This is a genomic window from Alkalihalobacterium chitinilyticum (assembly GCF_029028005.1).
In the GTDB taxonomy this organism is placed as follows: Bacteria; Bacillota; Bacilli; order Bacillales; family Bacillaceae_F; genus Alkalihalobacterium; species Alkalihalobacterium chitinilyticum.
In genome coordinates this window covers 74,854-96,917 of the sequence record NZ_JAOTPO010000015.1, presented here as the reverse complement: position 1 = coordinate 96,917, position 22,064 = coordinate 74,854, and the positions used below count along the sequence as shown (strand labels likewise).

Here is a 22,064-nt window from a genome sequence, read left to right as displayed (position 1 = left end):
ACTATTTTAGTCTAAGTAATACTAACTTATTTCACCCTAAAAAATATCCTATAAAAAGGTCTTTCAAATTCATAAAAAATATCACCGATCGGAATCAGAAGTGCTTCCAAACAAGAATGATTGGTTTCGATTTCATAAAATTTCTTCATTGAGTCGGTATATTTTCTACGTTTAAGAGTCTCGTCTGCTACACTGCCGACGGCAAGTACGTTGTCCGTTACAATTAAAGCACCTGGTGCAGCTAATTTAATGCAGTATTCGAGATAATTTTCGTAGTTTTCTTTATCTGCGTCGATAAAGAAAAAATCAAACCTTTTCTGTTCGTTTACTAGTGTTTCTAAGCTCGTTAATGCTTCCCCAATCAAATAAGTAACCTTATTACCTAGGCCAGCCTTTGTTAAATTCGCGTGTGCGAGTTTGCCATATTCTTCTTCTAGCTCAAGTGATGTTAAACGCCCTTGTTCATCTAAGCCTCTTGCCAAACAAGTTCCACTATAGCCACCTAATGCACCGATTTCGAGGATCTCCTTTGCACCTGAAATAGCTACTAGCATGGTGAGTAGTTTCCCAGTATTGGGAGAAACCGATATCGACGGCATGCCCCGTTCCATAATGGATGCTTTAATTTCTTCTAATAAAGCTTCTTTCGTATGAAACGTTGACTCAATATACTGTTCCACTTTTTCCATTCATATTCACTCATTTCTTTTCGGGTTTTCATATTAAAAAAACCAACATAGAGCAGTCTATTTAAGCTTCTTGTTTTTTAACCGCTTTTACCTCATACATATTCACATTAATATCGAGAATATATTCGGGCTTGGCTTTTCCTTTGTTGTTCTTATGGCCTTGGATATGGGCACCACTTTTCTCCCAGTTCTTCCATGCTTCTAATGATTCCCATCGGACCATGACAATGACCTCTTCTTGGTCTTTCTTTTTTCGATTAACCATGACCGTTCGATCCATCAGTCCGTCCATTGTGTCGATTGGACTCTCTTGTGAAAAACGCTCTACCACTTGGTCGCTATAGCCCGGTTGAACGGTAATTGTTCTTGTTTGAATAACCATATTAAAATTCCTCCCTCTATTTTCCGGAGAAAAGACCTGTTTTATCAAGTGAAAAAACAGGTCTTTCTCTCATTATTGAATTGCTGCTTCGATCGCCTTGACCATTTCAGAAACAGAAACTAACCCGCCTCCAGAAAGGTACCAATAGTTTGGATCAAGGTATACGATATTTCCATTTTGATAAGCTTTTGTTTCTTGAACTAACTCATTTTCAATCGTATCTTGAGCAGCCGCTTCACCTGCTACAACCGCGTTTCGATCGACTACAAATAACAAGTCAGGATCTTTCTCTACAAGGTATTCAAACGATACGTTCATACCATGAGTTGAAACCTCAATACCTTCATCTACAGCTTCTACACCAAGTACATCATGGATAATACCAAAACGTGAACCTGGACCGTATGCACTAATATTTCCTTCGTTCGCTAAAATAATTAAAGCTTTTCCTGCGTCAGCAGCTTTTTCGTTAATACCCGCAATGGCCTCGTTAATTACTGATAATTCGGCAGCAACAGCTTCTTCTTTACCAAAAATTTGCCCAAGCACTTCCATGTTATGAGTGAATGACTCCATATAATTCGTATTATCTACTCCCATAAAGATCGTTGGTCCAAGTTTTGATAATTCATCATATAAATCTAGTTGTCTTCCAGAAATGATGATTAGATCTGGATTAATTTCAGCAATCTTTTCAAAATCCGGCTCTTTTAATGAACCAATATTTTCATATTTTGCATCTTCATATTTTGCTAAGTATGGAGGAACATTAGCTTGTGGTAATGCAGTAACCTCTACTCCTAATTTATCAAGTGAATCTAGTACTCCAAAGTCAAATACGACAACTTTTTCAGGATTAACAGAAACTGTAACTTCACCTAATTGATGTTCAAAAGTAAGCTCGGTTGGCTCCGCTGTTACTTCTGTTGCTTCTGTTTCTGTTTCTGCTACTTCTGTCCCTTCAGCTGGTTCAGTTGGCTCATTTCCTCCTGTTTGCTGTGCTCCGCAAGCAGCTAAAACAAACATTAGTACAAGTGCTAAGACTAGTAATAGTGCATTCTTTTTCATCGATCATTTCTCCTTAGTTTTGATATATATTGTAATGTTATTTCTGATAATCTCTTCGATTAAATAGTTGATCAGGCTATTTTAAGAAACAATCAAAATAACGAATTACCAATGTTTAGGGGTTAGGGGTTAGACATTTTTTATCTCTTCACTAAATCCTAACCACTAATTGCTATCTGCTACCTAAAAATACACACAAATGCGATTTTGGTTAATGTTCTCGATGTGAATATCCATATCATAGATTTCTTTTAAGGCCTCTGGGTTAATAATTTCAGGTGTGGTTCCCTTCCTGACAATTTTCCCATCTTTAAGAGCTACGATATGATCCGAGTAACAGGACGCAAAATTTATGTCATGAATAACAATTACGACTGTTTTCCCAAGCTCATCTACTAATCTGCGTAACACCTGCATGATTTGAACAGAATGCTTCATATCTAAGTTATTCAGTGGCTCATCGAGTAAAACATATTCAGTATCCTGCGCAATAACCATCGCGATAAACGCTCGTTGGCGCTGGCCTCCACTTAGTTGGTCGAGGAACTTATTTTCCATCTCTCCAAGCTCCATATATTCGATGGCCTGGTCTACATGCTTCCAATCTTCTTTGGTCAGGTTTCCTTTTGAATAAGGAAACCTTCCAAAAGCCACAAGGTCACGAACAGTTAAACGAATATTGAGGTGGTTCGATTGCTTAAGTATAGAGATTTTTTTCGCTAGGTCCTCACTTTTACATTCGCTCAGTTCTTTATCATCAATGCTAATCAGACCGCAGTCCTTCGCAATTAACCGGCTAATCATCGAAATGAGTGTACTTTTCCCCGCTCCATTCGGTCCGATAAATGAAGTAATTGTTCCTTTTTCAATTTCTACGAAAACGTCCTCTACGACATTTTTATTTCCGTATTTTTTTGAAACGCCTTTTACAACTACCATGATTTATTCCCCCTTAAAAGTAAGTAAATAAAGTACACACCGCCAATAAAGTTGATGATTACGCTGATGGGTACAGAGAAAGCAAATACTCGTTCAACTAAAAACTGACCACTGACTAGAGCAACAATACTAATTAACATCGCACCTGTAATAATGTAAGAGTGCTTATGTGTTTTTAGAAATTCATACGTTACATTGGCGACAAGTAAGCCCAGGAATAGGATTGGGCCTACTAATGCGGTTGAAATGGAAACGAGAATCGCCACTAGAATTAGCAGCCTCTTTACCACATGGTCATAATCGACACCTAGATTAACAGCAGTATCTCTACCTAGTGAAAGAACATCTAAATACTTTAAATACCTCCAAAAATAAAGCGTTACTAGAATAAATAAGACGATCGCAACTCCTAAAATGTTGGTGTTTACGTTATTGAAGCTAGCAAACATTCGGTCTTGAACAATAAGAAATTCATTTGGATCAATTAAGACCTGCATGAACGTTGAGATGCTAGAAAACAAAGTTCCCAGTACAATCCCTACGAGGAGTAAGAAATATATATTTCTGCCGCCTTCTCGCTTGAATAATATGTAGTAAAATACTCCAGCAAATGCCATCATGATCAAAACCGATAGAAAAAAGTTAACCTGTTTATTCATGACTAGAAAACTAGCAGAACCAAAAACAAAAATTAAAAACGTTTGAATGAGTAAATACAGTGAATCAAATCCAATAATACTCGGTGTTAAAATTCGATTGTTCGTTATCGTTTGGAAAACGACGGTTGAAAACGCAATAGCCGCACCAGTTACGATAATCGCTAAAATTTTAGCTCCACGTCTTGGCAAAATATATTCCAAGTTACTATTGAAACTAAGGTTATAAAAGATAAATAAAGCCGTAAACACAAGTGATAATAGAAAAAGTATGATTAATTTTGTTTTATTACTCATAGGCTTTTCTCCTCATCAGCAAGTAAAGGAAAATCGCACTACCGATTACCCCAACCGTAGTTCCTATTGGTATTTCATACGGAAAAATAATAACTCGACCTAAAATATCACAGAATAAAACGAATACTGCACCGAGTAATGCCGTATGAGGCAGGTTCTTCTTTAAATTATCTCCATTGTAGATACTTACTATATTTGGAATAATCAGACCTAAGAACGGAATCATCCCAACTGTCAGAAGAACGACCGAAGTAACAGCAGCAACAAGGATTAAACCAATATTTACGACCTTCTTATAATTAAGTCCAAGATTAACTGAAAACTCTTCCCCCATACCTGCAACTGTAAAATGATTCGCATAGAGGTAAGCAATAATCATAAGCGGAATACTTATGTATAAAAGCTCGTAGCGACCTTTAATAATTAACGAAAAATTTCCTTGCAGCCACGAGGACATATTCTGAATCAAGTCATTTCGATAAGCAAAAAACGTAGTGATCGATCCTATGATGCTACCAAACATTAAACCTACTAAAGGAATAAAAATAACATCCTTATGCTTCACCTTTTCAAGGATCTTCATAAAAATTAAAGTCCCTGCGAGAGCAAAAGCAAATGCTACCAGCATTTTCACAAATGCACTAGCTGATGCAAACAGCATCAACGACACTAAAACCCCTAGTCTAGCAGAATCCAAAGTACCTGCCGTCGTTGGTGAAACAAACTTATTTCTCGTAAGCTGCTGCATGATGAGTCCACAAATGCTCATACCCACTCCTTCTAGGATGATACTCACTAAGCGTGGAAACCTGCTTACCCATAATATTTGTGCTTGTTCGTCCGTTAAGTTGAAGATATCTAACGGGCTAATTCCTTTTACGCCAATAAATAACGACGTGAGAGATAATAGAATTAGTGCTAGAAATAAATACCTTAATTTCATTTTCTACCCCTGCTCTCTAGGATGCATACTAAAAATAATAATCATTATCAATTAAAAGTAAAAAAAAGAAAATGGGTTTTCAGTTTTCGATGTCTAACTGATAATGATTATCTCTACCACTGTTACAGTATATTACTCACTGATAATCATTGTCAATGACTTTCGTTAAATTTATTTGTTTAAACAAATAAATTTAATAGTGATACACCGCTATATTACTTATTTTTGTTTACTTGAATAATAAAATACTTGTTTAAACTAGTATTTTAGGACAAAAAAACACCTAGCTGGAATGATTTTTCGTTACTAGGTGTTCACTTCATGTTCTTAAGGATTGATATTATGGGAATTCGATTTTTAGCGGACTCACAGGCCGTTATTTCGTCGAAAATCACTAATATTGCGATTTCGCGGACTGAGAGGGCCTTATCTGCGTAAAATCGGCTGTATCAACCTCAAAAACTAGTAAATAGCGGCTTCTGAGTCCGCCAAACTCAAAAAAATCGCTATTTTACTGAAATAGAGGCCTCTCAGTCCCCTAATTTCCAGGCTTGCTCAATACAGTGACAGCCTCCCCCACTTACTCGTTCCACTCCTTGAAGATTGGGGGGGCTGGCTGATACTTTGGTTATAATTTGCTTTGTTTCTGACAGAACTAATTTATTGTAGAGGCATTTTCTATTCAAATTGAGTAAAGCTTCGCATGGATTTGTAAGGCTTGGTAATAATACTCGTAGAAACGAAACGGAGTTTGGGCTCACATCTAAACGCAAAAGGAGTAAGTCGCATGAATTTACAAACGGGTACGTATTATTGGCCTACTACATTAAAAAATCCCCCTGCCTACCCACCTCTGCAAGAAGATCTTGAATGCGATGTTCTTATTATTGGCGGTGGAAGTTCTGGTGCTCAATGCGCCTACTTGTTAGCAGATTCCGGCTTAAATGTCGTTGTAGTTGAAAAAAATGCAATCGGTACCGGGAGTACAACAACCAATACAGCTATCATTCAATATTCTGGCGAAAGGTTGTTTTCTGATCTAGTCAATAGCTTTGGCAGACCGTATATCTCCAGGCATTTACAACTATGTAAACAGGCGATCAATGATATTGAAAAAGCCTCTTCGGTTGGAGATATTGATTGTGAATTTACTAGAAGGGATTCTTTTTACTTTGCCAGCTATAAAGAGGACGTTCAGAAATTACAAAAAGAATACAACTTATTATCCGAGGAAAATTTCCCAGTCGATTTTCTAACTGCCGATCAAATTGAAGAACGGTATCCTTTTAGAAAAGATGCTGCTCTTTATTCTTATGATGACGGCGAAATAAATCCATTTGCTTTTACACACAATTTATTTGATTACGCTGCAAAAAAGGGCGTAAAAATATTCGAACATACCGAAGTGAACGGTAAAAAGTTTGAACAAACAAAGGCTACGATACGAACGAAAAATAATCATAGCATTCAGGCACGTCATGTCATTGTTGCTTGCGGTTACGAAGGACTGGATATCAAAAAAGAAAAGAAAACTTCTTTTGTCAGTACATATATCGTCACAACAAAACCTGTAGAGGCAGATAATTTCTCGTCATGGTACAATAAAACCCTTATTTGGGAAACAGCACGACCGTATACCTTTATTCGCACAACAAAGGATAACCGGATTATTATCGGCGGGTTAGATGAAAATACCCCATACGCTGAAGTACGCGATCGTAAATTGATTAGTAAGAGAGATAAGCTTTTGATTGAATTTAACAAGCTTTTTCCTGATATAAAAGTAGAGCCTGAATATTATGCCACCGCTTTTTATGGAGGAACGAACGATGGACTTCCTATCATTGGAAAATATGATGAATATCCGAATTGTCACTTCTTGTTTGGCTTTGGTGATAACGGTACCGTATATAGCATGATTCTTTCTAAGATTATTGCTGATGACATTGTAAAAGGGCATAGCCCAGATCTGGAACTCTATTTACAAAACCGGCCGATAAAGCCTAGTTAAATGGTTCGAAAAAAATCCAGAATGAAAAAACCTGAGTGAACTCACTCAGGTTTTTCATTATTTTATAATAGCGTTAGCCTTGTTGTTTTCCGAAACTTAATCGATAAACGCTCATGATTTGTTCAATACATTGGACAACGAAGCTTTCAGCTTGAGACATCGCCGTCTCTACCGAACAAGGACCTGAAACAATAGAAAAGGCTGCCACAACCCCCAATCGTGCTAACTGACCGCTCGATAACTCATTACTGCCACAGATTGCAATTACGGGAATGTTATGATAATTGGCTACTTTACATACTCCTGAGATTACCTTTCCAGAAAGGGTCTGTTCGTCTAACTTTCCTTCACCGGTTATGACGAGGCATGCGTCATCTAGTTGACTTTCAAATTGAACTGCTTCCATTACTGTATCAATGCCAGACATGACCTTTGCTCCTAGAAATGCAATTAAACCAGCCCCCATTCCGCCAGCTGCTCCTGCACCTGGAACAGAGTGTATATTAATATTCAATCGTTCATTGATGACCTTTCCGTATTGATCAAGGCTTTCATCCAATATTTTAACCATTTCTGGCGTCGCACCTTTTTGTGGTCCAAAAATATGCGAGGCTCCGTTCGGACCACATAGAGGGTTCGTAACATCGCTTGCTATGACAAACTCCGCTTCCGTAAGGCGCTGGTCTATAGTCGATAAGTCTATTTCATCTAGTTGAAGCAGATCACTGACATCATTTTTAATCAATTGGCCAGTTTTCATGAAAAATTTTACCCCAAGCGCTTGAAGCATCCCCATACCACCATCGTTTGTGGCACTTCCCCCTAAGCCGATGATAAATTTCCGATAACCTTGATCTAATGCGTGAAGGATCAATTCACCCGTCCCAAAACTGCTCGCCCTTAAAGGATTTCTTTCCTGCTCTCGTAATAAAGGAAGGCCGGATGCTTGAGCCATTTCAATGACGGCTGTTTTTTCATCGCCTAACACTCCGTAAGCAGAAGGAATGCTTCTTCCTAATGGGTCGGTAACACTCACATTTATAATCGTTCCATTTGTCGCATGAACTAGGTTTTCCATCGTCCCTTCCCCGCCGTCTGCCATAGGAAGTTCGATTAACTCAGCTTTTGGAAAAACCGGACGGATCCCTGCACCAATTGCGGAACATAACTCTTTTGCAGAAATAGAACCTTTGAATGAATCTGGAGCAATTATGATTTTCATTGGATATGCCTCCTTTGGCTCCCTTTAATATTACTTATTTCTTATGTAATCTCTCACTATTTAATTGGCTTTCTACCCATATTCGTTAGCAAAACCAAACCTTAATAAAGCCAATGAATTAAAAAGACAGACCTATGAAGATCTGCCTTTATTTTACTATACTATGCTTTTTATTTTCACTTCTAACTCTTGTTTTTCGTCTGGCGAAAGAAATTGCTCGGCTAGAGGAAAGAGGACGTTTTCTTCTTTCATAAAATGTTCTGATAAGATCAAATACGCTTTTGCCGCATGATCGGCTATCGCTCTTATGTTAGCAACATCTGTTTCAGCCCCTGCTTGAGCCGCTTGTACTAGGAACTGTCTTAAGTGATTTTTGGCTTGATCATGCTCATATTCCATCACCGCAATTGGACCCGTTTCACGTCCGATATAAGCTGCAACCATTTCAAAAAGAATTCCTTCCTCTCGCTCTGAATGCGGCTCAAGTTCTGTAACAAATTGAGTGACCTGCTTATAGAGCTGTTGGAGGTTTTCATGTGTGGCTTCTATCTCCTTTTCTTCCATGAGTTGAGTAAGTTCGTAAAAATCCTCCATCTGCCTTGTAAGTGGAATATGCTCCAACTTTAATTGCTCAAGCCCTGGACATAACTGATCGATCTCTTTTAGCATCATACTACTCATGCAGCCTAAAGGTTGTGTTTTCATTTTATTGAACCTCCTTTAACTCTTTTAAAACTCTTGGAAACAGAATGTTATTTTCAAGGTGAATATGTTCGAACAGGTCGCTTTCTAACTGTTCAAGCTTCTGATAAGTTAATTGATACGTCATGCAAGCCCAATCTGGAGCTGTGTAGTCGTTCGTCACTTCTCGAAGTTGTTTTAAAAGGTCTCCAGCTCCCTCATGCTCACCTTCCAAGTCTCCAATTTTAGCTTGTAATTCACTCATTCGCTCTATAGTTGGTTGTTCTTCTACAGCCTCAATTAATGGAAAAACTACATTTTCTTCGTCTATCGTATGCTGTTCAAGTTCTGTTTTTAAGTGATGAAACAACTTATGAACTTGAGCTAGTTCCGGACAGTGATTTCCGTGAACACGGAAAACCTTCGTTGTAAATTGGCTCAGCTCAGGGAGGATCCTATTTAAAAATTGATGGTGCGTAGTGATGATGTGATGAATTAATTCCTTATTCGTCATCTCATCCCATGTCACACTCGGCTTCTCTAAAGACTTAATAAAAGCACTATTTAGTTGTTCTAGTATCTCTGTGCCATTTAAATTTTTCTCTTCAATCACTTCACCAATCGGACGGTTACCGCCGCAACAAAAATCAATTTTATATTGTTTTAAAATCGTACTTGTTTCCGGTAAACGAGTAACTATCTCACCTGTTTTCGTTGAAAAATCAAAGACCGTTTCCATATGAATAACCCCCATTTAGGATTTTTGGTTTTGTTCTACGATTTAAGTGTAACGAAACAAACGGGCTGATGAAGTGATGTACATCACAGAAAACAAAAAAAGCTGCCTCAAAGGTCACATTTGAGCCTAGGAGACAGTTCTTCGCGAGATTTCGCATTTAATCATTTTCAATTGGATCATCAAAAAACGCATATTACCTCTAATCAATTTGAAGCTCTTGCTTCACTGAATCTGTTGAAATGAGTAAATTTCCTTTTTCACTCATTTGTACAATGTTATTTTTTCTAAGCTTGGTCACCGTTCGGTTGACGGTTTCTCTTGTAGTACCAATCATGTTCGCTAGCTCTTGGTTGGTAAAATGAATTGTTAATTTTACAAATTCATCCTTCTGCTTTTCTCCATACATTTTAGAAAGTCTAAGAAATAACATCAAGATTTGCTCATACGTATTATGAAAGATTTGTTCGTCAAGACGACTTTGTAAGTCGATGATCTTCTCACCCATGACGCGAAATAACTTCATACAAATATCAGGACGTGAGAGTAACAAACGTTCAAATTCTACAATAGGTATAACGAGTAACGTAGCCTCCTCCATCACTTCAGCATGGGCTGGGTAATTCCCCGTTCGAAAAAATCCTGCATGTGGAAACATCTCTCCACTTTGTAAGATGGAAACGATTTGCTCCTTCCCGCTTATATCCGTTTTATAGATTTTGACTTGCCCTTTATGAATAAAGAAGACTCGGTCTAACGGTTCACCCTGCATAAACAAAATTTCACGTTCACTAAACTCTCGAGGATGAGCAATCTCAATGACTGGATCTAGCTCTTGATCGGATAACTCTTTAAATAATATGACATTTTTTAGTAAAGATTTCATTTCCTTTTTACTCACTGTCCATTACCCTCTTTGCTCTTTTTGTTTGTTATTCATTATATCCAACATATGAGTAGTAGGACGTGATAAAAGTCACTTAATCACAAAAAGGGTACTGCAGCATCACAGTACCCTTTCTCTATATATACTAAATTTTATACCCTTCGCCTTACCCAGCTCTACCTTTAGTAATGACTTGAATGATCTCATCAATACTCATTCCTGTAGTTAAGGTATGTTCACCGATTTGAACATACTTAGCTGCATTTCTTGATTCTATTCTGCTTACGAATTTTGAAGTGTCCTTAATAAGACCTTTTTCTTTCAGCATTCTTGCCACATCATGACTTACCATTCCCGATGCGATTGTGATCTTATGTTTAACAGGCTTCTCTTCTTTCTCTTCCTCTTTTACTTCTTCTTGCTTTTCTTCCTGTTTCTCTTCTTTTTCTTCTTGCTTTTCTTCTGCTTTTTCTTCCTGTTTCGCTTCTTCAGCAGGCTCTTCCGGTACATTTACCTGAAGTTGTCCACCCATCATTGTTTCGTAATCTTGTTGAGACACGACAAGCAGGTTATTTTCTTTTAGAAAGGACTCAATCATTTCTTGATTAAATTCTGGTGCCTCAGCTGTCGTTTGAGCAGGAGCTAGTACTGATTTAAACACTAACAAAACGATACCTGCGATTAAAAATCCCATCGACAACCCACGCGCTGTATGCTTATCCACGTTTAACCCCTCCTTCTTTCACTTCTTTTAATTTATCTTTCAATTGATTAATTTCTCGCATTAGATTAATTTGAACATTACTGACTTGAGTATCAACTTCTGATTGATAGTCTTTGGCAAAAAAAGAATAAACGAATAAACCTGCACCTGCTAAAAACAACAAAATGATTAACAACGTCATTATGTATTCCCCCTCAAAATATAGAAATGAAAAGTAGTATATAAGCTATAATTCATTATAATTCGACATATTATATAACCTTAAAAATCATATCACTAATCTCTCATTCAAACAATCTATCTTTCTATATTCGTTAAAATTTGAACCGTAAGACCCTTATAGGTATAGGTCTTTGATTTTAATTAGAGTCAATATAGCGTTCATGCGGTAAATTAGACACATGTCGTATTCCGTCTAAAGAAACATGAATGAAGCTATTCACTTCTTCAAACCCTAAAGTTGGAGGTGAATTTTATGAGCGATTGGAACAGGCAAGCTGCACGAAACAACCACGATCGGCAACCACATAAAGAAGAAAAGAAAAAATCGATTGCTGACGACATGATTGAAATGGATGTATTAGAAGAAGTGATGCAAGATGCGAAGGCGATTGATAAGAAATAGCAATAAAACAGCCATTTCATTACTGGCTCAAAATTGGGAAAAATTTTGCAAATCACAAAAAACAGCGTACTTAATCGCATCGATTTTGTACGCTTATCTTTTCCGTTATACTCTTATTTATTAAGGGTCCTATATTTTTCATCCAACATTATTTATGACCAATATACCTCAAAGCACTTACCGTAAATTAATCAGTTGCCCTTTATAATCATAATAATGATTCACTCTTAAATCGATCCGGTTTTCGTTATCTTGTAGTTTTTTTGGTACTTCAAAATACAAATACTTATGTGCTTCTTCTTCTGGCAAGAGTTTTTTGTCGAAAGCAAAGTCGCTTAAATCAGTATTTAAATAGAGAGGAGTAGTAAAAAATTCATAAAATCCATCCTCTATTAAAGTAAATAGGATCGGAATATCCATAATCGGATCAATCGTTTGATCAGAAATATTAACTGCTTTCATTTCTATTACATAATAAAGCGTGTTATCCTCCGGTTTTAACTGAAAGATGGTAGGATAATCTTTGTTATAATTTGGAGGTTCAATAATATTTGTAAAATATGCTTCGCTAATCTTATACTCAATTAAATCTTCCACGTCAATCTGGTTCTCATTAATACTAACCTTTAAGGCCGACTCTTCCCAGTCTTCAAACTCTCCAAATACGTGCTCATGACTTTCTTCTGCTACTTCATCTTCTACAAAAAATCCAATCAACCCGAGAATAAAAAGGCCAGCTAAAATTCCACCGACTACTTTAACAGCCCACCCGCTACTTTTACTTTTCTTGTAATCCTTTAGCTTTCTATTTGAACTATAGTGGTTCATCATCGAAACTATTGTATCCATCTTCGTGCGATCAATATTACGATATACAACCATTTCCTTCCGAGGTGCTTTAAAGGTAAACGTCAACTGTGGGTTCAACGATGTTTCGTCTTTCGTTGTAACATTTGAGATAAATGGATACTCATAGGTTTCCATATAATCCAGTTCGGTTTCTCCACTGTCTATTCGAGAAAAAAACAGCACTCGATAATCAGAAAACACTAACAGCCCCTCATAATCTTTGTTTTCCCATTCCAAATGGTAAGTGGCTTCAACGATTGCTTTAATATCTTCTCCATCTTTTTCTAAAAGACTTTGGCAAAGCTCAGCCTCTTCATCTGTAAGAACAATCGCTCCGTTCGTTAAATATTTAACGTTATTCTTAATCTTTTCAATTTCCCATGGTCGGTTCGTCAAGTTTTTCCCCTCCATCGTACAATGTTCATAGAAAAGCGTTAATTTTTGACCATTATTATCATACAGTATTTATTGTATAGGTAATATAAGGTAAATTAACCATTACTTATGAACTGATGTCCACGATAAAAACCACTACTTTAAAGAAAAGTAGTGGTTCGTACACTGAATATACAAGCTTTTTAACTTTATCGGCGTAAAATCATATATATCGGCGAAACTTCCTAATATATCGGAAAAGCGACGCAATATATCACAATTCGACACCCTGCTACTTTAAACAAACGTTTAATTAACGTGTATGTTCGCCCTTTTACTATTTATTTTGGAAAAAACAACAGCGTTGCTTCGAGCTCTTGCACTAAGCTTTGTCCATGAGCGATCATGTCTTGCGGGACTTCCGCATCTTTATTTTCTGGCTCAGAAAATTGGTTCATAAAGGAGTTATACTCTAATATGTTGTCATCGAGTGATTCCTGGAAGTCATGATTTAATAAGAAGGGTCTCCCTAATTCGACTTTTACTCCTTTTTGATCTAACTCGCCATCGACCGCTGTAAAGGGCACTCGTAAGAAAATATAGTTTCCTACCGTTTGGTTCACCTTGTAGTCAAAATAGCCATGATCATAATCCCAATTACCACCAATTACATAACCAAGTGGCTTCAACTTCTCTTCCAAATGTTGAAGCTTAAATTGTTTATTCTCAATGGCAGAATTTAATTCGATCATCCTGCTTCATCCTTTCACTCACGTTGTTACCTTTAGCTTACCCTCTTTCCATTAAAAAATGCCCTGCACACTCAATCGAGCGACAAGACATTTTTATTTACGTATGGACTAAGAAACAGGATTGTTGTTCGTTAGTCTTTTAATCGTTTTTCGAGTTCTGCTTTTTCTGCTTCAAAACCAGGTTTACCTAGAAGAGCAAACATATTCGTTTTATACGCTTCAACCCCTGGTTGATCAAATGGATTTACGCCAAGTAAATATCCGCTGATCGCACATGCTTTTTCAAAAAAGTACACCATGTACCCAAAATGATATTCGTTCATTTCTGGAACATTTAAAATTAAATTTGGAACGCCACCATCTGTATGGGCTAGCATCGTTCCTTGGAATGCTTTTTTATTTACAAAAGCGACCGTTTCACCAGCTAAATAATTTAAGCCATCGAGATCATTATCCGCTTTTTCAACAATCATTTCTTCTCTTACTTTTTCTACATTAATAATGGTTTCAAACAAATCGCGACGTCCGTCTTGAACATACTGCCCCATAGAGTGCAAATCTGTTGAGAAGTTCACAGACGCTGGGAAAATTCCTTTTTGGTCTTTCCCTTCACTTTCGCCATACAATTGTTTCCACCATTCAGAAACATACTGAAGAGATGGTTCATAATTGACCATTAACTCAATCGTTTTTCCTTTGTTATAAAGGACGTTCCGAACTGCTGCGTATTGATAAGCCTCATTTTCTGAAAGACTTGGGTTACTGTATGCCTCGCGTGCATCTTGTGCCCCTTTCATCATCGCCTCAATATCAATACCCGCTGCTGCAAGCGGAAGCAGACCTACTGCTGTAAGTACAGAGAAGCGTCCACCCACATCATCAGGAATGACGAACGTTTCATACCCTTCTTCTGTCGCAACTGTTTTTAATGCGCCTTTTGCTTTATCCGTTGTCGCATAAATGCGCTTCGTCGCTTCTTCCTTACCGTATTTCTTTTCTAAGTAATCGCGGAAAATACGAAAAGCAATCGCAGGTTCTGTCGTTGTTCCTGATTTAGAAATGACGTTAAGAGAAACATCTTTTCCTTCAATGACAGTTAACAAATCTTTCATATAAGTGGAGCTAATATTGTTACCTACAAAGAAAATTTGTGGCGTTTCGCGTTTCTCTTTCTCTAATACGTTATAAAAAGAATGCTGAAGTGCTTCTAAAGCAGCTCGTGCACCTAAATAAGATCCACCAATTCCAATTACTAATAAAACATCGGAGTCTGACTTGATTTTTTGTGCAGCTTGTTGAATGCGTGAAAATTCTTCTTTATCATAGTTGACAGGCAGATCCACCCACCCAATATAATCATTTCCTGCTCCAGTTCCATTATGTAATTGCTGATGTGCTGTTTCTACAGCTCCGCTTAAATAGTCAATCTCATATTGGTTGAAAAATGGTGTAGCTTTTGAATAATCAAAGCGTATCGTACTCATTAATGTTGATCCTCCTAAATTGAAATACATTCTCCACTCTCTCTACTCTAATAGCTTTTCCTTTACATCAAGGTAACATGCTCTTTTTAAAGAGCAGCTGTTAAAATTTTAGCTGTATCTTCTTTATTTAATTTCTTAAAGTTTCCAAAATCACCAAACAATGCAGCAATCTCTGCCATTTCCTCCACGCGACTGTCATCAATATCATAATCAGCTAAACGTACCGGTGCACCAATACTTGTCCAGAATGCTGAAAGTTTTTCAACACCTTCTAAAGCGATTTGCTCATCCGTTTTTCCTTCTGGATCTACTCCGAAAACACGAGTGGCCAGCTGAACATGACGGTCTAAGTTTTCCGACATTGCGTATTTAATCCAATGCGGGAATAAAATTGCGAGTCCGCCACCATGCGGGATATCATAGACAGCAGAAACGGCATGCTCAATGTTATGCGTCGCCCAATCTCCACGAGCTCCCATTTGCGTAAAACCATTCAGTGCCATCGTGCCGCAATATAAAATAGTTTCACGATGATCATAATTTTGTAAGTCTTCCACAAGCTTAGGACCGACTTCCATAACCGTTGTCAGGATCGACTCACAAATCCGATCTTGAAGCGGTGTGTTCGCAGTTTGATGGAAATACGCTTCAAGTACATGGCTCATCATATCGACAATTCCATAAATCGTTTGATCCTTAGGAACTGAAAATGTATAAGCTGGATCAAGAATTGAAAATTTCGGGAAAGAATATGGACTAGCCCAGCCTACTTTCTGGTTAAGCTCCCAATTTGTAATTACGGAGTTGGCATTCATTTCAGAACCTGTGGCTGCTAAAGTTAAAACCGTACCCAATGGCAATCCACCTGTTGGACGTGCTTTTCTCGTAATAACATCCCAAATGTCTCCATCAAATTTAGCTCCAACGACGATCGCTTTAGCGGCATCGATGACACTGCCGCCACCTACAGCTAATACGAAGTCAACCTCTTCTTGGCGACATAAATCAATTCCCTTTTGAACAGTAGTCAGTCTTGGGTTGGGCTCAACACCTGACAATTCAACGATATGAGCATTTATTTTTTCAAGTTCATTAAGAACGTCATCATAAACACCGTTTCGTTTGATACTTCCCCCCCCATATACAAGTAGTACACGAGTACCATACCTTTTTACTTCTTTACTGAGTTGTTCGATCTGACCTTTACCAAAAATTAGTTTCGTTGGATTAACAAACGCAAATGATTGCATGTATATACAACTCCCTTCACCATTATTATTAACGAGAAATCTCTTCGTTGCAACAAACTAGATACGAAAAGTATTATCTAATTCTAATTAGATAAATTGACGGTGAAATCCTCTTAAACAAAGGTTTAAATTTTTGTAATTTAGAAAGAAATTTGCTGAATGCATATTTCTATAGAAAATACCTCATTCTAAAAAAAGAGCACAATCTTTATCAGTGCTACAAAAATTGACGGAGGTGGATGTTATGAGTGGCATTCAGCGTACAGCTTTAGTATTAGCAATCATTGGAGCCATCAACTGGGGTTTAATTGGGTTCTTCCGATTTGACCTGGTGGCTGCAATCTTTGGTGGTCAGGCAGCTGGTTTCTCCCGCTTTATTTATGCACTTGTTGGTTTAGCTGGACTTTATTGTATTTCCATTCTCTTTAAGCCTGATGAAGAACTGGAAAGAAGTCCTCAACCAGAGCGTTAATATGTAAATGATTACAAATTTATATTTATGGAAAAAAAAGAGAGACCTGTTTCCGAGCAGGTCTCTCCTTTTGGTTATTCGATTAACGCTTAGAGCGTTTGTTTAAGTCTGCTTGAATTTCGTTAGATTGTTTTAACCAATCTTTTAGCTTATCTTCAAGCGTGTTGAAACCTTGAGTTGCACTTTGTTTTTCTTGCTTTCTTCCGCCGCCTTGTGGACGAGCCGGACGAGCTGGACGCTCTTTTCTTTCTGGACGCTCTGGAGCCGGTTGAGTTGCACGAATAGATAAAGAAATCTTTTTCGTGTTCTCATCGATTGTTAATACCTTAACTTTCACCTCGTCTCCTACTGATAAAACTTCATTAATATCCTTAACGAAACCGTGGGCTACTTCAGAAATGTGAACTAGTCCTTGTGTGTTTTCATCTAATGCTACAAACGCACCAAACGCTTTAACACCAGTTACTTTTCCTTCTACGATGCTACCTACTTCTAAATTTGCTACCATACACTATACAACTCCTAAATATTTTTTAACCTTCTTAGTCTAACATAACTTTAATATTAAATCAAAAAAATTACTTTTTAGCCGACTGTTTCTTATCCTTTGAATAAACAGGCTTTGGCTTACGGTTTTGAGGACTTTGTTCCTTTTCATAATCCTTTATTTTCCCATATTGGTATTGTTTTTCATGAAGTGTGATTTCAAAAGCTTTTGCCCATTTTTTTAATTTATTGATTTCATGCTTTGTGATGATCGAAATAACAGTTCCTTCTTTACCCATGCGTCCCGTTCGTCCGGCACGGTGCAAGTAGCCTTCTTTCTCGTCAGTTAATTGGAGATTGATCACATGCGTAACGTTTTGAATATCAATTCCACGAGCAGCAACATCCGTTGCCACTAGAATTTGAAGGTCTCCTTTACTGAATTTTTCCATCACATCTGCTCTTTGAAATTTGTCTTGCTCACTCGACAGCGCGCCGGCTTTAACCCCATGATAATTAAGTTTATCAACGGTTTCCTTTACTCTTTCTAAGTTGTTAACAAATACCATCCCTCTTGAAATATTTAGATTGCGGATCATTCCTCGAAGTTGGTCAATTTGTTGTCTTCTGTCACCGACAATAAATAAATGTTCGATCTTATTTTTTACTATACCCTCATCAACAGAAATGAAAACGGGATCAGATACCTTCTGAGAGAGGCGGTTCATCAGTTCCGGTGTCGCGGTTGCTGATGCAAAGATAAATTGGCAGTTTCCAGGCATTTTACGCTCTAACTGTACATAGTCTTCATTACTTTTTCTATCTAAAATTTGTCGGTCAGCCTCATCAAAAACAACAGCTTGTACATGATGCATTTTTAATTTTGATTCAGCTAGTTCAATAATACGACGGGGTGTTCCAACGACTAATTGCGGCTTTACCTTTTTTAATTTTTCTAACTGACGTTTGATGTTACCGCTGCCGATAAACGCTTCGACTTCATATGGCGTATCTTTTGTTAAATCTTTTACTTCTTGAAAAATTTGCATGGCCAACTCTTGTGTAGGCGCGACAATTAAAGCTTGAAGGTCTTTTTTTGTTTCATCGAGCTTTTCAAGTAATGGGAGAACAAAAGCTAACGTTTTGCCACTGCCGGTTTGAGAATGGAGCACGACGTTTTTACCTTCGATAATGGCCGGGATGCCTTGCTCTTGAATTTTCGTCGGTGTTTCTATACCTTTTTCGCTTAATGCTTTTACATAGCGTTCATTTAATCCTAAATCTAAAAATGTTTTACTCACATATATCCCTCTATTCTATAATTGAAAACTTCTTATATTGTTCATATTGTTCAACATTCATCTGATGTAATACATTTAAAAAGGCTTCTTGATATGTACCTATTCCTTTATCTTTTGCTTGTTCATAGGCGATTTCTCCTGCGATTCCATAAAAAGCTAACCCTTCAGCTAACGTTTGCACTGGATTTTCTTTATTCACCGAGAGAAATGCACCTAATACTGCGCCAAGTAAACATCCTGTTCCAACGACTTTTGTCATCCACGGATGCCCATTTGCTATTTCATACGTTTGTTCACCGTCTGTCACAACGTCCGTTTCTCCGGTAATAACTGTAATTGTATTAAAGATTTCTTTTGCTTTTTTCGCTAATACATCTTTCGGAAGTGTCGTTGAACCATCAACACCCTTTATCATACCACTTTCACCTAGTAAGGCGGCAACCTCTCCACCATTTCCGCGCAGGACAGCAAAGTTTACTTCAGAAAGGATTCGTTTAGTCGTTTCCGTTCGATAAGCGGTAGCACCAGCTCCGACTGGGTCTAAAATAACCGGAACACCTGTTTTGTTTGCGGCTTGTCCTGCTAATACCATCGCGTCCACTTGCTCATTATTTAATGTGCCGATATTTAATAATAGGGCCCCAGCGATTTGCGCGAGGTCTTGCACTTCTTCCTTTGCATAGGCCATGACGGGTGATGCACCGATCGCAAGCAGGCCATTTGCAGTAAAGTTTGTCACGACTACATTGGTCATACAATGAATTAACGGTTGATCCACTTTTATTTTTTCAAAAGTGTACATCATTAACACCTCAATTAATTTATTTTATTGGATTTTGTATAAAGTCGTAAATATCGGGGAATAACTGTTTACTACCATATAGTATTCCCCCTTTTAAGACAAGGTGTAAACGCCTTGTCTTTTTTTATTGTCTTGATTGTATGGTTTTAAACGATAAATGTTGAGAATGTATGAGTTTTTTGAGATGAGTGCAGGTTGAACCGGTAATATTTCGAGTTATTACAATGTTGTGAGTCACAACGGAGGAACTTTCCGAGTATTGGAATTAAATTGTATTAGTCTATAACTTAGAGTCTGCGTTTTTTCCCAGTTTTAGGGATACTTTGGTTCTAAACCTCAACTTAGACCATATTATTACCATTTTAAGGAACATTCTTGTTCTAAAACAAAACTTAGACTCTCTTTTTTCCAGTTCTAGGGATATTATGGTTCTAAAACTCAGCTTAGAACTTAATATTACCATTTTCAGGAATATTCTTGTTCTAAACCGATACTTAGTCTCTTCTTTTTCCATTTATTGAAATTATTTGGTTCTAATTCTCAACTTAGACCTTCCCTTTACCAATCCCAGGGAAAATATCTATATAAACTCTCGGATGGTTTGATGTTTGCAAGGATTTATCATCTTCGCTATAAAGATAAATTTTCTACTAAAAAATGCTGTCCTTTGAAGCAATTTTGCATAGTTAGCCTCAGCTAACTGCGTTTTTGCTTCTAGGGACAGCATTTGAAAATACTATTCGATTGAGTAAGCTTTAACAATGCTTTTCTAAAAATTGTCCAATCCGACGGACCGATTCTTCTAGGTTTTCCATAGATGTGGCGTAAGAACAGCGAATATGTCCTTCTCCTCCGGCACCAAAGACATTTCCTGGAACAACGGCCACTCTTTCCTCGAGAAGAAGCTTCTCTGCGAATTCTCCTGAGTCAAACCCTGTATTTTTTATCGAAGGAAACGCATAAAAAGCTCCGCCTGGTGTGTGACACGGCAAGCCAATTTCTGCAAACGATTTAACCACAAAATTACGACGTTGATGGTAGCTTTGAACCATTTTCTTTACATCAGCTAAGCCGTTTTGCAACGCTTCCAGCGCCCCATACTGAGCAGGTGTAGATGCACACATCATTGTGTATTGATGGATTTTTAACATCGCCGCTGTAATGTCTTCAGGGGCGAGTGTAAATCCTAATCTCCATCCGGTCATTGCAAAAGCTTTCGAAAAGCCTGAAATGACAACGGTACGTTCACGCATATCTGGCAGGCGGGCAATCGAATAATGACTCGTGTCGTAAGAGAGCTCTGCATAGATTTCATCTGATAATACGAGTAAGTCATGCTTTTTAATGACATGAGAAATGAGTTCGAGCTCCTCTTTGGTCATCACCGCACCTGTTGGGTTATTTGGAAAACATAGCATCACAAGTTTTGTTTTTGGTGTGATCGCTGCTTCTAATTGAGCAGGCGTTAATTTAAATGCGTCTTCTTTCTTCGTCCCTACAGATACTGGAACCCCTCCTGCAAGAGAAACGATCGGTGCATATGAAACGAACGTCGGCTCAACAACAATGACTTCATCTCCAGGATCGACAAGCGAACGGATCGCGATATCAATAGCCTCACTTGCTCCAACCGTAACAAGCACTTCACTTGCAGGACTGTAATGAAGGGAGAATTCTTGACTCATATATTTTGAAATTTCTTCACGAAGTTCTAGAAGTCCAGCATTTGCTGTATAGGCTGTAAACCCTCTTTCCATCGAAGAGAATGCGGCTTCGCGAATATTCCAAGGTGTGACAAAATCAGGTTCCCCAACACCGAGAGAAATAATGTTATCCATCGTCGATGCGAGATCAAAAAAACGCCGGATGCCAGACGGTTGAATGGACTGAACAGTTTTTGATAAACGTTGGTTTATTCGTGTAGAATTCGTCATTACGGAGTCACCACAATTCTACGGTCTTCCTCACCGTCTTCAAACACAACACCATCGTGTTTATATTTTTTTAATTGGAAATGTGTTGTAGTTGAAATAACGGATTCGAGTGTCGATAATTTTTCTGAAACAAACCGAGCGACTTGAGACATGCTTTTTCCTTCAATTACAACCGATAAATCATAAGCACCTGACATTAAATAAAGCGCCTTTACTTCCGGAAAACGATATATTCGCTCTGCTACATCATCGAAGCCTACCCCTCGTTGCGGCGTTACTTTCACATCAATCACTGCTGTTACATTTTCATGATCATGCACTTTACTCCAATCGATAACAGCTGAATAACTTAAAATTACTTTTTCTTTTTGGAGTTTCTTTAGGATATTTTCAACTTCTTCCTCACTTAAATCCAACATTTTCGATAATGTATTTATGCTTATACGGCCATTTTCTTCAATAATTTGGAGAATTTCTATTTCTTTACTATTCACCCGTAT

24 protein-coding genes are annotated in these 22,064 nt (G+C 37.7%); 3 read left to right on the top strand and 21 right to left on the bottom strand.

Annotated elements, in window-relative coordinates:
• Positions 1-26: 26 nt before the first annotated feature.
• The 6 genes from N7Z68_RS18685 to N7Z68_RS18660 form a co-directional block, all read right to left on the bottom strand.
• Positions 27-689, bottom strand: a complete 663-nt coding sequence (locus N7Z68_RS18685; protein ID WP_275119989.1) for an O-methyltransferase — start codon at positions 687-689, stop codon at positions 27-29.
• A 61-nt stretch (positions 690-750) separates the two neighbouring features.
• On the bottom strand, positions 751-1,071 hold the full coding sequence (locus tag N7Z68_RS18680; RefSeq protein WP_275119988.1) for an antibiotic biosynthesis monooxygenase: 321 nt from the start codon (positions 1,069-1,071) through the stop codon (positions 751-753).
• A 72-nt stretch (positions 1,072-1,143) separates the two neighbouring features.
• Positions 1,144-2,139, bottom strand: coding sequence for a siderophore ABC transporter substrate-binding protein (locus N7Z68_RS18675; protein ID WP_275119987.1), 996 nt, complete (start codon positions 2,137-2,139; stop codon positions 1,144-1,146).
• Positions 2,140-2,322: 183 nt separating this feature from the next.
• Positions 2,323-3,078, bottom strand: a complete 756-nt coding sequence (locus N7Z68_RS18670) for an iron ABC transporter ATP-binding protein (RefSeq protein ID WP_275119986.1) — start codon at positions 3,076-3,078, stop codon at positions 2,323-2,325.
• A complete protein-coding gene (locus N7Z68_RS18665; RefSeq protein WP_275119985.1) occupies positions 3,072-4,031 on the bottom strand; it encodes an iron chelate uptake ABC transporter family permease subunit in 960 nt (319 codons plus the stop codon). The genes N7Z68_RS18670 and N7Z68_RS18665 overlap by 7 nt, the downstream gene beginning before the upstream one ends.
• Positions 4,024-4,974, bottom strand: a complete 951-nt coding sequence (locus N7Z68_RS18660; RefSeq protein ID WP_275119984.1) for an ABC transporter permease — start codon at positions 4,972-4,974, stop codon at positions 4,024-4,026. Before N7Z68_RS18660 ends, N7Z68_RS18665 begins: the two co-directional genes overlap by 8 nt.
• 787 nt (positions 4,975-5,761) lie before the next feature.
• Here N7Z68_RS18660 and N7Z68_RS18655 point away from each other — a divergent pair.
• Complete coding sequence (locus tag N7Z68_RS18655) at positions 5,762-6,985, top strand: NAD(P)/FAD-dependent oxidoreductase (protein WP_275119983.1); 1,224 nt, start codon at positions 5,762-5,764, stop codon at positions 6,983-6,985.
• Positions 6,986-7,058: 73 nt separating this feature from the next.
• Here N7Z68_RS18655 and N7Z68_RS18650 read toward each other — a convergent pair whose 3' ends face one another.
• The 6 genes from N7Z68_RS18650 to N7Z68_RS18625 all read right to left on the bottom strand — a co-directional run bounded on the left by N7Z68_RS18650 (position 7,059) and on the right by N7Z68_RS18625 (position 11,415).
• Positions 7,059-8,207 (bottom strand): glycerate kinase, encoded by a 1,149-nt coding sequence (locus N7Z68_RS18650; protein WP_275119982.1) that lies wholly within the window; start codon positions 8,205-8,207, stop codon positions 7,059-7,061.
• 156 nt (positions 8,208-8,363) lie between these two features.
• The gene (locus N7Z68_RS18645; RefSeq protein ID WP_275119981.1) at positions 8,364-8,912 is read right to left on the bottom strand and encodes a hemerythrin domain-containing protein; all 549 of its coding nucleotides are present in this window, start codon (positions 8,910-8,912) and stop codon (positions 8,364-8,366) included.
• A gap of 1 nt (position 8,913) precedes the next feature.
• Positions 8,914-9,627 carry an iron-sulfur cluster repair di-iron protein gene (gene ric / locus N7Z68_RS18640; RefSeq protein WP_275119980.1) on the bottom strand — a complete coding sequence of 238 codons (714 nt, stop codon included), beginning with the start codon at positions 9,625-9,627 and terminating at the stop codon, positions 8,914-8,916.
• A gap of 199 nt (positions 9,628-9,826) precedes the next feature.
• Positions 9,827-10,510: a Crp/Fnr family transcriptional regulator gene (locus N7Z68_RS18635; protein ID WP_373323196.1), complete on the bottom strand. Its 684-nt coding sequence runs from the start codon at positions 10,508-10,510 to the stop codon at positions 9,827-9,829.
• Between the two features lie 166 nt (positions 10,511-10,676).
• A complete protein-coding gene (locus N7Z68_RS18630; RefSeq protein WP_275119978.1) occupies positions 10,677-11,234 on the bottom strand; it encodes a hypothetical protein in 558 nt (185 codons plus the stop codon).
• Positions 11,227-11,415, bottom strand: a complete 189-nt coding sequence (locus tag N7Z68_RS18625) for a hypothetical protein (RefSeq protein ID WP_275119977.1) — start codon at positions 11,413-11,415, stop codon at positions 11,227-11,229. Before N7Z68_RS18625 ends, N7Z68_RS18630 begins: the two co-directional genes overlap by 8 nt.
• A 294-nt stretch (positions 11,416-11,709) precedes the next feature.
• Between N7Z68_RS18625 and N7Z68_RS18620 the strand changes: the two genes are divergently transcribed.
• The gene (locus N7Z68_RS18620; protein ID WP_275119976.1) at positions 11,710-11,859 is read left to right on the top strand and encodes a hypothetical protein; all 150 of its coding nucleotides are present in this window, start codon (positions 11,710-11,712) and stop codon (positions 11,857-11,859) included.
• 177 nt (positions 11,860-12,036) lie between these two features.
• Here N7Z68_RS18620 and N7Z68_RS18615 read toward each other — a convergent pair whose 3' ends face one another.
• The 4 genes from N7Z68_RS18615 to N7Z68_RS18600 all read right to left on the bottom strand — a co-directional run bounded on the left by N7Z68_RS18615 (position 12,037) and on the right by N7Z68_RS18600 (position 16,569).
• Entirely contained in the window at positions 12,037-13,104 is a 1,068-nt protein-coding gene (locus N7Z68_RS18615; RefSeq protein WP_275119975.1) for a hypothetical protein, read from the bottom strand.
• A gap of 320 nt (positions 13,105-13,424) precedes the next feature.
• Positions 13,425-13,835 carry a YugN-like family protein gene (locus N7Z68_RS18610; RefSeq protein ID WP_275119974.1) on the bottom strand — a complete coding sequence of 137 codons (411 nt, stop codon included), beginning with the start codon at positions 13,833-13,835 and terminating at the stop codon, positions 13,425-13,427.
• A gap of 131 nt (positions 13,836-13,966) precedes the next feature.
• Complete coding sequence (locus N7Z68_RS18605; protein WP_275119973.1) at positions 13,967-15,319, bottom strand: glucose-6-phosphate isomerase; 1,353 nt, start codon at positions 15,317-15,319, stop codon at positions 13,967-13,969.
• An 86-nt stretch (positions 15,320-15,405) separates the two neighbouring features.
• A complete protein-coding gene (locus tag N7Z68_RS18600; RefSeq protein WP_275119972.1) occupies positions 15,406-16,569 on the bottom strand; it encodes an iron-containing alcohol dehydrogenase in 1,164 nt (387 codons plus the stop codon).
• Positions 16,570-16,813: 244 nt separating this feature from the next.
• Here N7Z68_RS18600 and N7Z68_RS18595 point away from each other — a divergent pair, with 244 nt between their 5' ends.
• The gene (locus tag N7Z68_RS18595; protein ID WP_075387890.1) at positions 16,814-17,041 is read left to right on the top strand and encodes a DUF378 domain-containing protein; all 228 of its coding nucleotides are present in this window, start codon (positions 16,814-16,816) and stop codon (positions 17,039-17,041) included.
• 82 nt (positions 17,042-17,123) lie between these two features.
• Here N7Z68_RS18595 and yugI read toward each other — a convergent pair whose 3' ends face one another.
• The 5 genes from yugI to N7Z68_RS18570 form a co-directional block, all read right to left on the bottom strand.
• Entirely contained in the window at positions 17,124-17,549 is a 426-nt protein-coding gene (gene yugI, locus N7Z68_RS18590; protein ID WP_275119971.1) for a S1 domain-containing post-transcriptional regulator GSP13, read from the bottom strand.
• Positions 17,550-17,619: 70 nt separating this feature from the next.
• The gene (locus N7Z68_RS18585; protein WP_275119970.1) at positions 17,620-18,828 is read right to left on the bottom strand and encodes a DEAD/DEAH box helicase; all 1,209 of its coding nucleotides are present in this window, start codon (positions 18,826-18,828) and stop codon (positions 17,620-17,622) included.
• A gap of 10 nt (positions 18,829-18,838) precedes the next feature.
• On the bottom strand, positions 18,839-19,630 hold the full coding sequence (gene thiM / locus N7Z68_RS18580) for a hydroxyethylthiazole kinase (protein ID WP_275120011.1): 792 nt from the start codon (positions 19,628-19,630) through the stop codon (positions 18,839-18,841).
• A gap of 755 nt (positions 19,631-20,385) precedes the next feature.
• Complete coding sequence (locus N7Z68_RS18575; protein ID WP_275119969.1) at positions 20,386-21,564, bottom strand: aminotransferase; 1,179 nt, start codon at positions 21,562-21,564, stop codon at positions 20,386-20,388.
• A complete protein-coding gene (locus N7Z68_RS18570; protein WP_275120010.1) occupies positions 21,564-22,064 on the bottom strand; it encodes an Lrp/AsnC family transcriptional regulator in 501 nt (166 codons plus the stop codon). The genes N7Z68_RS18575 and N7Z68_RS18570 overlap by 1 nt, the downstream gene beginning before the upstream one ends.